Genomic DNA, 16175 nt, shown 5'->3' on the forward strand with positions numbered 1-16175 from the left:
GCTAAGAATAATCTAAAAAATTGTAACACGCTGTTTGAAAACTTGCATGTGCGATTCCATATCGGTGTTCCACGTGAAACGCTCCCAGAATAGCCTGCATTTTACTTGAGATTTACCGCTATGGTAAAATAAAGGTTGGGGCAAGACGTGAAGGAGCTTACATCGTACGTATACATAGAAGTACACATTGAGCAAGATATAGACAAAAGGATTGGATAGAGGTGAAGGTGTGAAACAAACAAAAGCGTTAGTAGAGGGCGCGATCATGATGAGTATTTTTGCGGTCATGATGCTGTTTTATTTATATGTGCCGCTATTATCCATTATTTTCTTTCTAGCTGCTCCGATTCCGATCATCCTCTATACAATCAGACACGGCTTGAAAAAAGGAATTGCTGCTGGCGCTATTGGCATAGTGATCAGCTTTTTAATTGGGTCTATGGCTGGGCTCATGAGTGCACCAATTCTGATTGCTGCCGGATTAGGCATGGGTGTTTTCTACAGCAGAAGGCAGCCTGGGAATGCCATCATTACAGGTGCGCTGATTTATTTATTCAGTATTCTCATCTCTTTTGTTGTCAGTGTTCAGCTCTTTCAAATCGATATCATGAATATTGCGAAAGAGTCGATTGAGCAAATGATGCCGATGGTAGAGAGTACTTTAAAGCAATCCGGCGTGTCTGAGAAGGACATTGCGAAGCAGCTGAAGCAGTTCAGAGAGTTGCAGGATACGGCATTAAGTGCTTTACCTATAGCGTTATTGATTTTGGTCACGCTGCTGGCTTTTGTGAATCATTGGTTCGTGCGGCCTTTGCTCAAACGGTTTGTTTCAGACATGCCGTCCTTAAAGAAATTTAAGGATATGCGGCTGCCAAAAAGCATGGTATGGTATTATTTACTCACATTGCTTTTGATGCTGATTCAGACGGAAAAAGGCAGCTTTTTATGGCTCGTTCAAACGAGTGCGTTTCAAATTTTATTTATACTGGTGCTTATTCAGGGATTTTCTTTTCTCTTCTATTATTGCCACGAAAAAAACATCTCAAAAGCGGTACCCATTTTCGCTGTCGTGTTAACGGTTTTCTTTCCGCCGATCGGTGTGATTGTGCGAATTATAGGGATTGCTGACATAGGCTTTGATTTAAGAGAAAAAGTAAAAAACAAATAATTCACTCTGAATGTTGAGGAGTTGATATCAGTGCCAAGCTTCTATAGAAAACCTGTCATCAAGTATCCGATCTTCGCGTTAATTGTTCTTGCGGTGATCACAGTCCTCCTCAACCTTTATTTTAATTGGATCATAGGAGCGGTTGGTCTTTTCGTCCTTGCAGGTGTGCTCTACTTCTTAAAGTGGGCAGATACGCAAGTGCAGAAAGAGATTGATTCATATATTTCAACATTATCCTATCGAGTCAAAAAGGTTGGAGAAGAAGCATTAATGGAGATGCCAATTGGTATTATGCTGTTTAATGACCAGTATTATATCGAATGGACCAATCCATTTCTCGCTTCATGCTTTCATGAAAGCACACTTGTCGGCAGATCCTTGTACGATACATTCGAGTCCATTGTGCCTCTTATTAAACAAGAGGTTGAGACCGAAAATGTGACGCTGAATGACCGAAAATTCAAAGTCATTATTAAACGGTCAGAGCGCCTTTTATATTTTTTTGATGTCACGGAACAAGTGCAGATTGAACGACAGTACGAAAATGAACGAACGGTGTTATCTTATATCTTTTTAGACAATTACGACGATGTCACGCAGGGCCTTGATGATCAAGTGCGCAGCGCTATTAATAGTGAAGTGACGTCTTTGCTCAACAATTGGGCACAAGAATACGGTATTTTCCTGAAGAGAATTTCGTCTGAACGATTTATGGCGGTTCTAAATGAGAGTATTTTAGCTGAGCTTGAAGCGTCGAAATTCTCCATTTTAGACGAGGTCCGTGAGAAAACAGGGGCACATAGTGCGACGCTCACTCTGAGCATCGGGATCGGTGCGTCCGTTCCTTCTTTGAAAGAGCTTGGAGCACTTGCGCAGTCGAGTCTTGACCTTGCCCTCGGACGAGGCGGGGATCAGGTCGCCATTAAACAGCCGAATGGAAAAGTGAAATTCTACGGTGGAAAAACGAATCCAATGGAGAAACGGACACGCGTACGCGCACGGGTCATTTCTCATGCTTTAAAAGAAATTGTATCTGAAAGCGGTAATGTCATGATCATGGGGCATAAGTTCCCAGACATGGACTCGATCGGTGCATCCATTGGGATTTTAAAGGTCGCCCAGGCCAATGGAAAAGAAGGCTATATTGTCATTGATGCCAACCAGATTGGCGACAGTGTTCAACGCTTAATTAGTGAAATTAAAAATTATGAAGAGCTTTGGTCACGTTTTATCACCCCAGAGGAAGCAATGGAGCTTGCAAAGGATGACACATTGCTTGTCGTCGTAGACACACATAAACCGTCTCTCGTCATGGAGGAACGACTGCTGAATAAGATTGAAAACGTCGTGGTCATTGACCATCATAGACGCGGCGAGGAATTTATCCGTGATCCTTTACTTGTTTATATGGAGCCGTATGCTTCATCTACAGCAGAACTTGTGACAGAGCTCTTAGAGTATCAGCCGAAGAAATTGCGGATTAACATGATTGAGGCGACTGCGCTTCTGGCTGGGATCATCGTGGATACGAAGAGTTTCTCTCTAAGAACGGGGTCAAGAACGTTCGATGCAGCATCTTACCTTCGTGCAAAGGGAGCAGATCCTGTCCTTGTGCAAAAGTTCTTAAAAGAAACCGTCGATCATTACATCAAACGAGCAAAACTCATTCAGCATACAGAGCTGTATCAAAATCAGGTGGCCATTGCTTCATTGCCATCTGACAGGTCGGAGTATTATGATCAAATTACGATTGCCCAGACAGCGGATTCCCTGTTGTCAATGAGTGAGGTAGAAGCGTCATTTGCTGTCGCTAGACGAGATGACGACACGGTATGCATTAGTGCCAGATCATTAGGGGATATCAACGTTCAAATTATTATGGAAGCATTAGACGGCGGCGGTCATTTGACTAACGCTGCTACCCAGATTTATGGTATAACCATTGAAGAAGCGGTAGGGAAGTTAAAGGCTGCCATAGACGAATATTTCGAAGGAGGGGTTCAAAGATGAAAGTCATCTTTCTAAAAGACGTAAAAGGCAAAGGGAAAAAAGGCGAAGTCAAGAATGTAGCTGACGGATACGCTCACAACTTTCTCATCAAACAAGGGTTAGCTGTTGAAGCAACTCCAACGAACCTAAGTGCATTGGAAGGGCAGAAAAACAAAGAGAAAAAGAATGCCATCCAAGAGCTTGAACAAGCAAAACAACTAAAAGAAACACTTGAGGCGTTAACAGTGGAACTCACTGCAAAATCAGGTGAAGGCGGCCGTTTGTTTGGCTCGATTACAAGCAAACAAATCGCTGATAAATTGCAAAAAGATCATCAAATTAAACTCGATAAGCGCAAAATCGAGCTGAATGATGCCATCCGTGCATTAGGTTACACAAATGTACCAGTAAAGCTTCATCCAGAGGTACAAGCAACGTTAAAGGTACATGTGACAGAGCAGGCATAAGCAGAAAAGAACCCGTCTCACGAGGAGGCGGGTTCTTTTTTTATGAAGGATCTGAAATATAGACACTGCGTCCAGCACGCATACCGGATAAAAACATGAAAAATAGGATGATGATAAAGATGATAATTGCTGGTGTCCATGTATGTGTGGAATCAAAAAGGATACCAATCATGAACGGCCCAACAGCAGCTAATAAATAACCGAGAGACTGCGCCATTCCAGAGAGGGCAGCTGCTTGTTCCATATTGGTTGTACGTAAACCGATAAATGTGAGGGCAAGACTGATACTGGCCCCTTGTCCAATGCCGATCAATAGAACAGAGATGACAAGAATAGGCGTCGATCCCCCGAGAAGAAGTCCAATCATTCCGAGTAAATACACAAGGACAAGGCCGGCGACAAGCGGTCTTTGTGTTTTTAATTTTTCTGCAAGAACGGGCGTTAAGAAGGTGGATGGCAGCCCAACAAACTGCATAATGGACAGCATCCAGCCAGCTGTCGACAGGTTCATTCCATGTGATGTTAAGATATCAGGAAACCAAGCGATGCTGCTATAGAAAAGGAATGATTGCAAGCCCATAAAAAAGGTCACTTGCCATGCGACACGTGAACGCCATATCGGCTGCTCTGTGAGCGAGATGCTTTTGACGGCCGCTGTATTCTGATGAAGAAGCTGCGGCGCCCAAACCATCATGGCGAGAAGGGCAAGTCCAGCCCATACAAGGAATGATGTATTCCAGCCGCCAGGCATTGTATGACTGAGCGGAACACTGACACCTGATGCAAGTGCAGCAAAGACGGACATTGAAGTCGTATATACACTTGTCATCAAGCCTGCATGTGCAGGAAATTTATGCTTCACAAGTCCCGGTAAGAGCACATTACAGATCGCAATTCCAACGCCGACTAGTGCCGTTCCAATCATTAAGAAGGTGATGGTGCCAAATGAGCGAATCACAATCCCAAAGAGAAGGACAGCAAGTCCAAGCCAGAGGGTTCGTTCATTACCAAGTCGTTTTCCGAGTTTAGGTGCAATTGGAGAAAGCAATGCGAATGAAAGCAGTGGTAATGTCGTGAGAAAACCCGCCAGTCCATTTGAAAGCTGTAAATCGGAACGAATCGCGCCGATCACAGGGCCAACAGATGTAATGGCAGGCCGAAGATTAAATGCAATGAGCAAAATCCCAGCAATCAGCAGGATGGTTTGTCCTGTACTGCGAGGTTGTAATGTTGACTTTTCTAGTTGTTGTTCCATGAATGTAAACTCCTTTATTTCTTTAAGAAGAACGATCTTTCTTCTGTTCAAGCTCCGCTAATTTAGCTAATAAGATGTGCTGCGGCATATGCATAATTTGTTCTAATGGTACATTGAGTGATGCAGAAAGCTTTTGTGCGGTATCGGCTGAGATTTGTAAAGGTCTCATGCGCAAATCCCTCCTCTTTCAAATCTATACGTTCCAATATATCATATCGGCTTTGTGCCATGCTGATAAAAAATTAGCGTTCTTTTTTATAAAACCACTTTAGGGCCGATATGAAATTTTTTTGAAATTGTTTCAGATGATGGCCCTCCCCTTGTTCGATGTGGTATTGCAGCTGCCATTCCTGCATCCCTTTCTGTAATAAAAGGTCATGTAGTTGTTTGGTGAATAAAGGCATGTGCTGTTGAGCAGATGTTTTGCCTTTTCCTTCTTCACTGCCTACAGACAAATAAATAAAGTGATCCACACACTGAATGCTGTGTTGTTTAGCAAACGATAGAAAATCTTGATACCAAAATGACCCGGAGATAGATGCGATGTTTTTGAAAAGGTCAGGGTGCATGAATAAGGTATAAATTGCAAATAGTCCACCTAATGAAGCACCTACGTGGCTATGTTCATGACAGGTCTCTTGAACTGGATATTCTCTTTTGATATATGGGAGCAAGTCATTCGCTAAAAAAGACACATACGTCTGTGCCTCGCCTTTAAAGTCAGGGAACCCAGATCGCAGTGATGACGCCTTCCAGGGTGTATATTCGTCAAGTCGATTGAAGGGGTGTATGCCGACGATGATGATTGGCGAGATGGTTTGGGTTTCGATCATTCTTTCGATCTCTAGCAGGTGTGTTCTAAACAAAGAAGAGCCATCTTGTACAAAGACAGCTGGAACATCAATAGAGGTGTCCTGCGGAAGGTAAATATCAAGTTGACGCCCGTTAAGCTCGTCATATAGAAACGTTCCGTTCATGTGTATCCTCTCCTAAAGGTTTTCAACTACGTTGAAAAGAAGACAAAGGGCTAAACATTTTAGCCCTTTGTCAACAATCTGATTGCGCAAATTGGCGCTTCTTTTTTTAATTGTTTTTCTCTAACCATTTGACGGCCTTATCAAGGAAGGTTGTTTTGCTTAGTGCTGTTCCTCCTTGAAGCATAGGATCAACGACATTTTCATTGATGTGCCCATTTTTCACAGCTTTTAGGCTTGTCCAAATTTTATTTTTCTCTAAGTCCTTCAATGCATTTGGATTCGATGAGTTTTCCTCTTTAGAGAACTGAACAAAAATATAGTCAGGATTGAGTTCGCCTAGGCGCTCCAATGAAATCAATGCTTGTGCTTTGGCTTTTTTGATATCACTTGGTACTGTAAATCCTAAGTCTCCATATAAGGTAGAGTTGAAGTATACGTCTTCAGGATATACGTACAGGTCGCCCTGTCTAATGCGCAAAATGACAGCTGTTTTGTTGCTGCTTTTGTCTTTCAGGGTTTCTTTCGCTTGTTTGAGATCTTTCTGATAATCAGAAATGATGTTTTTGGCTTCTTCACTTTTTCCAGTAAGTGTACCGAGCAATAAAATATTGCTCTCCCAGTCAGAAGAGACATGGGATACTGGGATCGTCGTTTGGACTTTATCCAATTTTTTAATTGTTGCAGGTGGGAACTTTGTTGATCCGAGTATCACATCTGGCTTTAGTTTTAGGATTTTTTCTAGGTTCGGTTCTGTTTTTTCGCCAATGCCTTCTGTTTTTGCTGTGATGTCTTTAAATAATTCAGGGAATGTGCCGCCTACAGTAGAAGCACCAATAGGCTCGATACCAAGTAATTTTGCATCTTCCATTGATTCAAGGCTTCCAGCAATGACAATTCGTTTCACTGGTGTTTTGAGTTTGTACGTTTGATCTAAGTAGTTGATATTTGTTTCTGCTGTTTCAGCTGACTTGCTTTTGGCTGTGTTTGAAGCAGGTTTATTTTCTGCAGCACCACAGGCTGCTGCGGTGATCGTCATGATACAAAGGATAAGCAATGCGAACCATTTTTTCATTTGTTTTCTCCTTTAACTGATAATTGTTCTCAATTAAAGATTGTATTAGGCTTTCGTCCTTTTATCCATAGACAATTCTCTGTCAAATGATGGACTTTTTACGGAAAAAAAGATAAAAGGTCCTGAATGACTCGTTGATGACTGGCTGCTGTGTATTCACGCCAAGGGTCAGAAGTGAGCGGATAGACTGCTTGTTGCGTCACAGCTTTGAGATTTTGCCAAGCCTCCTGTTGCTTTAACTTTTGATAAAAAGCAATGGTTTTTGGTTCTTTATGCAAGAAGAGGAAGATGGCATCTGGGTCTAGCTGTTGTATGGAGCGAATGCTGATTTTTTTTTCTATTAGCTGACCATCATTCTGAAACGCTGGCAGAAGACCAATGTCATGAAAAATCACTTCGGACATGGTGCGATTTACAGACAAGTAGAGCTGATCTTGAAAGATACGAAGAGGCAGGACGGTTTTTGGTGGATGATCGAAAAGGCATGCCTTTTTCGCTTGAATGACGAGTTCCTCGTAATGAATCAGCCATTCTTCTGCTTCTTTCGCTTCGTTTAGGAACATAGCTGTTTGTCTGAATTGAGTGCGCCAATCCAATTGTGTGAATGGAACAAAGTGAACAGGACAGATGGTTTTTAACACTTGTTTTTCTTCCTCTGTCACATGATCATTGGCAATGATCAGCTCAGGCTTTGCTTCCTTTAATTGCTGTAAATTGGCTTCAGCGTGCTCGTTGATCCGATGTGCACTCAGGTGAATCGGAATTTCTTCTGCATGATGCTCAAAATCATGTGCTGTCCATTTAGGGTGAAGAGGGGCAGCATATGGGATGATATGAATGGGTGTGAGCTGGCCGAGTATGGAATGGCCATAGGCTGCAATTTTTCGCTGACGGCTTCTCATATAAGTAGAAGGGGTCATGCCCGTTTTTTTCTTAAAGATGCGGCTAAAGTAATACGGATCTTGATAGCCGATTTCCAGTGCAATGTCTTTGAGCTTTGCGTTGCCTTTTGCCATTAATTGTTTGGCTCTAGCCATCCTTTTCTTGGTGATATAATCAGTGACACTCACATCAAAATGCTTTTTAAATAGCTCACTGTAATGATTGGCGCTGATGCCAGCCATATGAGATAGGCTTGTAAGGCTGAGGGGTTCTTCGGAATGTTGATCGATATATTGTTTTGTTTTGAAAAGGGCATGTGCCGTGTCACAAATATCTTCTTTATGCAGTGTGAAAAGCTGCATAATGAGCTGCTGAAAAAGAGTTTGGCTTCTAAAAAAGCTAATGGATTCAGGTCTTTGCCATTCCTCTGTCATATCGGACAGTAAAGAATGAATGTGTTCAATCGAACTAATATCGATAAATTGCCATTTATTCAGTAAAGAACGGGCGTGTTCCGTTGATACTTCTCCTATGTTTTGATCTTGTAGCGTGTAGAGCTGAAAGCGAAACAGATAGAGCTCGTGTTTTTGATAAGGCTCTGTTTTTAACATAAATGTTTCCCCCGGCTTGATCGTATAGAGTGTCAGATGGTTCAAACGCCATTTTTGATCGTTCAATGTGAGTAAACCGCTGCCGCTTATGCTGAAGAGGAGGCAGAATGTATCTGATAGCTGCTGCTCTGTATGTGGAAGCTCCGCATTATTTATTTTTTCAGTATATGTTAATCGATAGATGAATTGTTCGGCATTTGCCGATGTACATAATTGATTGTTGTTTCCCATAAAACCACCTGATCTCTTATTGGTTGATAAACATTCTCAATTAAATTGTAGCAGAAAGAGCTGAAAGATGGTGATGTTTATTCTGTCAAAAAAGCACCCTGATGGAGATCAGGGTGCGATGATTTATTCCGTTTTTCCATGTGCTAGTGCAGGTTCTTTTGTTAAGCTTAATGGCCGCAAGTCCTGCCAGTGTGTCTGGATATAATCGATGCAGGCATTTCTAGTGTCTTCACCAAAGACTTTTTCCCAACCATCTGGCACTGGTGCAAATGATGGCCAAAGTGAATGCTGTCCTTGTTCATTGACAAGCACAAGAAATACACCGTCTTCACGATCAAAGGGATTTGTCATTTGTCATCTCTCCTTTATTCTTAGTGCTTTTGTTTAACCCGATGCAGTGCGTTGTCTAAGATGACACCAATTTCTGCTAGGGGTTTAGGCTGGCACATGTCTTTGTGCCGGCAATGAATGTCGTGCTGTTCGATTGTTCCGTTGATATAAGGTGCCCATGCTTCGGGATCAATTGGTGTAAACCAATCTGGGATAATGGTAGATCTAAAGAATAATATGTCCCCCTGATAAGTTTTTGGCTGATATTCTCCAAGCAATCGAACTGAATTAACATAGGTTTCTTTTAGATTTCTAATGGCATCTTCACTTAAGCTAGCTAGTGCACTGCCATCTTTTTTCAAGATGTCGACGGCACTTTTCATCGTGAGCGGTTCACCTGTTAAGGTATCTGGATCATAACCGCCAAGCGCAAGAAGAGCGATGAGTGCTTCTTCTTCATCAGGTGCTTCTTTAATCGGCAAGAAATGGTTTGGATAGGCATCCAGCATCGCAACGAGTGCGATTTCTTCACCTTGCTGCTGGAGCTGAGTAGCCATTGCTTGTACAACGTTTCCGCCTAGTGACCAGCCAAGAAGATGATAAGGGCCTTTTGGCTGAATCGTTTTGATGTGCTTGATGTAATCCGCAGCCATATCATCTAATGTGTGCGGGTAGTCATCTTTTCTTGCGATTCCTCGAGCCTGTAATCCATAAATAGGGATGTCTTTTTCTAATGTATTCAAGAGACCTGCATAGCACCAGCTCAGACCACCTGCTGGGTGAACACAGAAGAGAGGATTTCTTTCTCCATTTGTTCGCAGTGGCAGCAGGATGTCTAGTGCGTTTTCATCGCTTCCTTTTTCTAGTTTCTCTGCCAAACTTGCTACATTTGGTGCTTCAAACAACGTTCCGATGCTTAGTTTGACACCAAGTGCATCACGAATGCGGCTGATTAAACGAACCGCAAGTAAGGAATGCCCGCCAATGTCAAAAAAGCGATCGTCTATGCTGATTTTAGGTAAATCAAGCACCTCTTCAAAGAGATGACATAGGATTTCCTCTTTCGGGTTTCTTGGGCCGCGGCCATCTGCTTGCTGCATATGCAATTGAGGTGCTGGCAGTGATTTTTGATCAAGCTTCCCGTTTGCTGTAAGCGGCATGGTGTCAATTTGTACATATGTCGCGGGCACCATGTAATCAGGAAGACTGGCTGCTGCAAAATGACGAAGGGTTTCAGTATCGAAACGGTCTTCTTCAGTTGTGACGATATATGCGACTAAGCGTTTGTCGCCAGGCTGATCCTCTCGCATCATGACGGCAACTTGTGCAACTGCATCGTGGCGTGCCAGTACGGCTTCGATTTCTCCAAGTTCAATGCGAAATCCGCGTATTTTAATTTGATGATCAGCTCTGCCGATGTAATCAAGAGCCCCTTCTTCTGTCCAGCGCGCAAGGTCGCCTGTGCGATACATCCTTGTGCCAGGTGCTCCATAAGGATCGGCAGGGAATCGATCTGATGTCAGGTCAGGTCTGCCTAGATAACCTCTTGCAAGGCCAGCTCCAGCTACATACATTTCACCTGTCGTCCCAGGGGGAACAGGCTGTAGGTATTCATCTAGTACGTACACGTGTAAATCAGGAATCGGTTCGCCTATTAAACTGCTGGAGTTCTTTGTGATCATATCTCGATTGAGTACATTATACGTAACGTGAACGGTGGTTTCTGTAATGCCGTACATGTTGATTAGCTTTGGCTTACAGTCTGAGTGACGGCTGTACCAATCTTCTAATCTGCTAAGCTCTAATGCTTCACCGCCAAAGATGACATAGCGGAGTGATAATGCTTGACCAAGTGTTTGTTGTTCCTTGTCTATCTGCATGAGCTGATAGAAGGCAGAAGGTGTTTGATTAAGTACAGTCACACCTTCCTCAACTAGGAGCTGCAGCATCTCTTCTGGAGAGCGAGAGATGGTATGAGATACAATGACAAGTCGGCCGCCATATAAAAGTGGTCCCCAAATTTCCCATACTGAAAAGTCAAAGGCATATGAATGGAACATTGTCCAAACATCTTCTTCATCAAAATGGAACCAATGTTCAGTAGATGTTAGAAGACGGATGACATTTTGGTGTGGGATGACCACTCCTTTTGGTTTCCCTGTAGAACCGGATGTATAAATAATATAGGCCGGATGCAGAGAAGATAGCGGCTCAATTCTGTCTATATCAGCCGGATTGTGATTTGGCGTAGTCAGCAATTGATCGCTCGTTTCCTTTTCGTCTAACAAAATCAAATCGCAATCAGCAGGCAGGTGCATTGCATCTGCTTTTGTTGTGATGCTGCAAACTGGTTTGGCATCTTGTATCATGTATGCCAGCCTGTCTGCTGGGTAATCAGGATCAAGCGGAACATAGGCTGCGCCTGCTTTATGAACGGCTAATAAGCTTACGAGCATATCGATTGATCTAGGCAGGGCAAGTGCAACGAACTGTTCTGGTCCAACGCCTCTTTCTATTAATAAATGAGCAAGACGATTGGCTTTGTTGTTTAACTCTTCATAGGTAAGCTGCCTCTTGCCATCCGTTACTGCGACTCGATCAGGGTATTGCTGCGCCGTTTTTTCAAATAAGGCCGGGAGACTATATGCTTGGTCTAACTGAGCATATGTCTTTTTGTCAGGGAGAAATGTTTGCCGCTCTTTATCTGATAAAATGTTCACTTGACCAATCGGCAGATGTGGACGCTCAGCTACCTCTGTTAAAAAGCGCTTCATTCTGTCAGCGATTGCTCGAATGGTGCTTTGTTTAAATACATCTGTACTGAATTCAAACAATCCTGTTAATCCTGCTGCTGACCCAGTTTCCGTTCTTTGTTCTGCCAATTCGATGGTCAGATCAAATTTAGCTGACCCTACTGGTTTCACGTAGAGGTCTGAGTCAAGTTGTGTCAGCTTCATTTCTGCCTTCGGTGTATTTTGGAACGCAAGCATAACCTGGAACAATGGATTTCGTGATCTGGACCTGGTTGGATTTAGGATTTCGACTAGCCTTTCAAATGGCAGATCCTGGTGCTCATAGGCTGCTAAGTCAACGTCTCTCACTCGCTTCAAAAGCTCACTAAAGGTTGGATTACCACCTGTATTTGTACGTAATACTAGTGTGTTCACAAATAATCCCACAATATCGTCAAGTGCATCGTCATTCCGTCCAGCAATTGGACTGCCAATTGGGATATCTGTACCGGCCCCAAGGCGTGTCAGTAATGCTGCAAGGGATGCTTGAAGCACCATGAACAAACTCACCTGATGCTGCTTTGCAAGCTCAAGGAGGTTCTGATGTAAAGCGGGTTCAATCGTAAAATCTATCGTCGCACCGTTAAAGCTCCCTTCCTGTGGACGTGGGAAGTCATAGGGAAGCTCAAGTTCTTCAGGCAGGTCATGTAAGGCACCTTTCCAATAGCTGAGCTGCTTGGCAAATAGACTATCCGTCTCTTCTTCACTGCCCAACAGCTTCTGCTGCCAAATAGCATAGTCAGCATATTGAACAGGTTCCGCTGGCAAGGAGATAGATTTTCCTTGTATACGGGCTTCATAAGCAGCCGCTAAGTCTCGTGTCAATGGTGCAAGTGACCAGCCGTCACCAGCGATATGATGCAGCAATAGAAGCAGGACAGACCGATTTGCATCAAGCATGAATAATTCAGCTCGCAGTGCAGGTTCTTCTTCGATCTGAAAGCTATAGCGAATGGCTTCGTTTAATTGATTCTCAATTTGTTGATCGCTTGAAGCTGTGACATGGAGCTCAGGCTGAACACTTTTGGGGTGTAAAATGACCTGTCTTGGCATGCCGTTCTTATTTGGAAAAATGGTTCTAAGGGTTTCATGTTTTTCAGTGATATCTGCTAAAGCACCCATTAGAGCTGTTTGATCTAGTGTGCCTGTCAGCTGAATGACAAGTGGAATATTGTAAGTTGGACTTGGTCCTTCAAGGCAATGAAGGAACCAGAGCCGTTTTTGGGCAAAGGATAACGGAATCTCATCTGGCTTGTCTTCTACCTGAAGCGGTGGCCGAATGTCCTTCGCTTTGTCAATGTGCTGCGCAAGCTCAGCAACTCGAGGAGATTCAAAAATGGTACTCATGCTTAGGTCTGCACCAAGTGTATCGCGAATACGTCGAAGCAGACGAGCGGCGAGTAAGGAATGTCCTCCTAAGTCAAAGAAACTATCATCTATGCCAATTTGAGATAGACCAAGGGTTTCTGCAAATAAACTACATAACATGTCTTCTTGTGGTGTTCTAGGTGTACGCTCAGAACTAACTAAAGACATATTTGGTGCTGGTAATGCTTTGCGGTCGATTTTGCCGTTTGGTGTAAGTGGAAGTTCTGGCAAAACGACAACAGCAGAAGGCACCATGTAATCAGGAAGTAATGCAGCCGCAAACTGCCTGAGCTCTGAAGGGTGCAGAGAAGAGCCGTCTGTCAGCACAACATACGCACAAAGCAGCTGCTGTCCAGGTTGATCCTCACGAACGATAACAGATGTATGCTTTATGGATTGGTGCTGCATCATCACTGTTTCAATTTCACCTAGCTCAATACGGAAGCCGCGTATTTTAATTTGATGATCTGCACGGCTGATATAATCAATTGAACCATCTTCACGCCATCTGGCTAAATCACCAGTACGATACATTCTCGTGCCTTTTGTGCCGAATGGATCAGCGACAAAGCGTTCAGCCGTTAAATCATATCGTCCAAGATATCCTCTGGATACTCCTTCACCTGCAATATAAAGTTCACCGATTGACCCTGCTGGGACTGGGTTTAGTCCTTCATCTAAAATGTAAATGCTCGTATTCCAAATGGGTTTACCGATTGCCGGTCCACTATTTTCTCGATGTGCTGTGACATTTTCCATCGTAGACCAGATCGTCGTTTCTGTAGGTCCGTACAAATTAGTAATGTCACATTGAAGAGATTGCAGTGTGTGCAAAAGGGAGGCAGGGAGTGCTTCACCTCCAACAAGAACACGCATACCTGTGATCACATCAGGGTATTCATCTGCCAACGCATGCCATAACGTTGGTGTTGCCTGCATGATTGTGACATGATGAGAACGAATCATGTCTGAAAGCTTTGCTGGTTCTTGTATGGTTTCTTTTTTTGCTAATAAAATAGCAGCACCATGTAAAAGCGGGAGGAACATTTCCAGCCCAGAAATATCAAAGGCAATGGTCGTTACCGCTAAAAGCTGGTCTTCTTGATCTAATAAAAATGAATCTTGCATAGACAATATAAAGTTGATCACATTTCGTTTTGTTACAACAACACCCTTTGGTTTGCCTGTCGATCCTGACGTGTAGAGGATGTAAGCCGGTTGATGTGTAGAGCCCTCGCTCCAAGTCGGATTGAGATGCGGACTGTCTGCTATCTCCTGATGAACAGTTGAATCATCCAGCTGAACGATGTGCGGATGGTCCAAACCGTCTGCTGTCTCTTTGACTGTGAGCAAGCACGCTGGTTTGGCATCTTCTAGCATATAGGCAACACGATCGTTAGGATAATCAGGGTCTAATGGCAGATATGCGGCTCCTGTTTTGGCGACGGCTAAAAGACTTACGACCATATCGATGGATCGAGGCAGAGCAATTGCAACAAATTGTTCTGGTCCAATGCCATGTTTTTTCAAATAATGAGCTAATTGATTAGCACGTTGATTCAACTCTTCATAGGTCAAAGTAATTCCTTCAAACTGTAATGCTTTTGCTTGTGGTGTTTTGCGCACTTGTTTTTCAAATAGTTCCCGTAAAGATTCCTTTGGTAATTCTCGTTTTGTATTATTCCAGTGCTTGAGGATGTTCTCTTTCTCTTCAGACAAAAGAAGGTTGAATTGACTGATCGTCTGATCTTGCTCTAGTCCGGTTATTTCCTCCAGCAATTGCAGAAAACGCTGCTGATGAGCGTCAACTGCTTGCTCTTTGTAAACGGCAGGGTTTGCATCAAAGTCGATTTGAAATCCGTTCCCATCCGCGCGGTCATATATGTTAATCGATATATCATCTACGGGTCCTGCTGAAAGGTTATGTGCTTGACCAACGCTCTGATCGAACATGAGATCATAATCAAATGGCATGATATTGATTTGTGGGCCAAATAATCGCTGATTTCTTCCGATGAGTTTAAAGTCTCTCCGCATGTCCTCGTGACGATATCTTTGATGAGGGCGAATGGCTTTTAGTTCATCAGATACTTGGCGAACAAGTGCTGAGAGTGTCATTTCTGGTTTGCATGTTAAACGAAGCGGTACCAGGTTCATGACCATTCCAGGTGTTTGTAAGGCGCACGATCCAAGGCGCATCATAACTGGTAATCCTAAAACAATATCATGTGCACCAGTCATACGATGCATATATAAAGCGGATGCAGCAAGGATCATTTCATGCCACGTACCACCGAAGGTTTGAGCATTTTTTTTCATTTTGCTTACCTTTTCGGCATCGTAGCCAGCCGTTTTTCGGATAAAATGATCCGACGTTCTTGGGGCAAGTTCAGCAAGGCTGACAATTTCCGGTTGATCAGCAAAACGATTTTTCCAAAACGCTCGATCAGCTTCATATCGATTGGACTGTCGATAAGTGGTCTCCTCTTGGACTACGTCATGTAAGGCTCCAAATGTTTGAGGAGGCACAGGTGTCCCTTTCGATAAGGCTGAATAGACCTCAGCAACACGACGTGCAATGAGCGAAAAGGCGAATCCATCAATGGCAATGTGATGAATGCGCTGATACCAGATAAATCGGTCGTCAGCAAGTTGAAAAAGTATTTCACGGAATAATACATCTTTCTCTAAAGAGACTGGTGTTGAAAGATCGGCTTTCATCCATGCTTTAGCCTCATTAAACGGCTGTTTTTCATTTTGTAAATTGACATATTGAAATGGGATCTCTTTCTTAGATGTCATCCATTGCTTTGGACCGTCAGTATCCTCAACGAATTGCATATACAAGGAATCTGCTTCTAAGACAGTCTTTCTAATGGCTGCTTCAAATTGTATGGAATCAATAGGACCTTTAATCTCTATATACTCAGCTGTATTGAAAATAGGATTAGATGGATCAAGCTGCTGCGCGTACCAAATGCCTGATTGGGCACCGGTTAGCGGGAATGAATCGACTGACTGGATCGACAAGGG

The 16175-nt window shown here is 43.2% G+C and carries 10 protein-coding genes; 3 read left to right on the plus strand and 7 right to left on the minus strand.

Going from position 1 to position 16175, the window contains the following annotated elements; all coding sequences use genetic code 11:
• The first annotated feature begins 229 nt into the window (after positions 1–229).
• From NSS92_RS14505 to rplI, 3 genes are read left to right on the plus strand one after another with little or no spacing between them, the layout of a single operon-like run.
• Entirely contained in the window at positions 230–1168 is a 939-nt protein-coding gene (locus NSS92_RS14505; protein WP_340868768.1) for a YybS family protein, read from the plus strand.
• 30 nt (positions 1169–1198) lie between these two features.
• The gene (locus tag NSS92_RS14510; protein WP_048238316.1) at positions 1199–3178 is read left to right on the plus strand and encodes a DHH family phosphoesterase; all 1980 of its coding nucleotides are present in this window, start codon (positions 1199–1201) and stop codon (positions 3176–3178) included.
• Positions 3175–3624: a 50S ribosomal protein L9 gene (rplI, locus tag NSS92_RS14515; protein ID WP_008359128.1), complete on the plus strand. Its 450-nt coding sequence runs from the start codon at positions 3175–3177 to the stop codon at positions 3622–3624. The genes NSS92_RS14510 and rplI overlap by 4 nt, the downstream gene beginning before the upstream one ends.
• Before the next feature lie 40 nt (positions 3625–3664).
• On the opposite strand, the gene NSS92_RS14520 is transcribed toward rplI, so the two are convergent.
• The 7 genes from NSS92_RS14520 to NSS92_RS14550 form a co-directional block, all read right to left on the minus strand.
• Positions 3665–4879 (minus strand): CynX/NimT family MFS transporter, encoded by a 1215-nt coding sequence (locus NSS92_RS14520; RefSeq protein WP_340868772.1) that lies wholly within the window; start codon positions 4877–4879, stop codon positions 3665–3667.
• Between the two features lie 22 nt (positions 4880–4901).
• The gene (locus NSS92_RS14525; protein WP_340868774.1) at positions 4902–5048 is read right to left on the minus strand and encodes a YycC family protein; all 147 of its coding nucleotides are present in this window, start codon (positions 5046–5048) and stop codon (positions 4902–4904) included.
• Positions 5049–5121: 73 nt separating this feature from the next.
• Positions 5122–5856, minus strand: coding sequence for an alpha/beta hydrolase (locus NSS92_RS14530; protein ID WP_340868776.1), 735 nt, complete (start codon positions 5854–5856; stop codon positions 5122–5124).
• A 106-nt stretch (positions 5857–5962) separates the two neighbouring features.
• Positions 5963–6928, minus strand: coding sequence for an iron-hydroxamate ABC transporter substrate-binding protein (locus NSS92_RS14535; protein WP_340868779.1), 966 nt, complete (start codon positions 6926–6928; stop codon positions 5963–5965).
• 98 nt (positions 6929–7026) lie between these two features.
• Positions 7027–8652, minus strand: a complete 1626-nt coding sequence (locus NSS92_RS14540; RefSeq protein WP_340868781.1) for a helix-turn-helix domain-containing protein — start codon at positions 8650–8652, stop codon at positions 7027–7029.
• A 123-nt stretch (positions 8653–8775) separates the two neighbouring features.
• Positions 8776–9003, minus strand: a complete 228-nt coding sequence (locus NSS92_RS14545) for an MbtH family protein (protein ID WP_025093680.1) — start codon at positions 9001–9003, stop codon at positions 8776–8778.
• 20 nt (positions 9004–9023) lie between these two features.
• A complete protein-coding gene (locus NSS92_RS14550; RefSeq protein WP_340868783.1) occupies positions 9024–16172 on the minus strand; it encodes an amino acid adenylation domain-containing protein in 7149 nt (2382 codons plus the stop codon).
• Between the last annotated feature and the right edge of the window lie 3 nt (positions 16173–16175).

Origin of the sequence: Bacillus sp. FSL M8-0166, assembly GCF_038008825.1 — a bacterium.
In the GTDB taxonomy this organism is placed as follows: Bacteria; Bacillota; Bacilli; order Bacillales; family Bacillaceae; genus Bacillus; species Bacillus safensis.

Bases quoted from the DNA above. Each gene is read 5' to 3' on its own strand.
- rplI (WP_008359128.1), top strand. From the start codon at position 3,175: ATGAAAGTCATCTTTCTAAAAGACGTAAAAGGCAAAGGGAAAAAAGGC.
- NSS92_RS14520 (WP_340868772.1), bottom strand. From the start codon at position 4,879: ATGGAACAACAACTAGAAAAGTCAACATTACAACCTCGCAGTACAGGA.
- NSS92_RS14525 (WP_340868774.1), bottom strand. From the start codon at position 5,048: ATGAGACCTTTACAAATCTCAGCCGATACCGCACAAAAGCTTTCTGCA.
- NSS92_RS14530 (WP_340868776.1), bottom strand. From the start codon at position 5,856: ATGAACGGAACGTTTCTATATGACGAGCTTAACGGGCGTCAACTTGAT.
- NSS92_RS14535 (WP_340868779.1), bottom strand. From the start codon at position 6,928: ATGAAAAAATGGTTCGCATTGCTTATCCTTTGTATCATGACGATCACC.
- NSS92_RS14540 (WP_340868781.1), bottom strand. From the start codon at position 8,652: ATGGGAAACAACAATCAATTATGTACATCGGCAAATGCCGAACAATTC.
- NSS92_RS14545 (WP_025093680.1), bottom strand. From the start codon at position 9,003: ATGACAAATCCCTTTGATCGTGAAGACGGTGTATTTCTTGTGCTTGTC.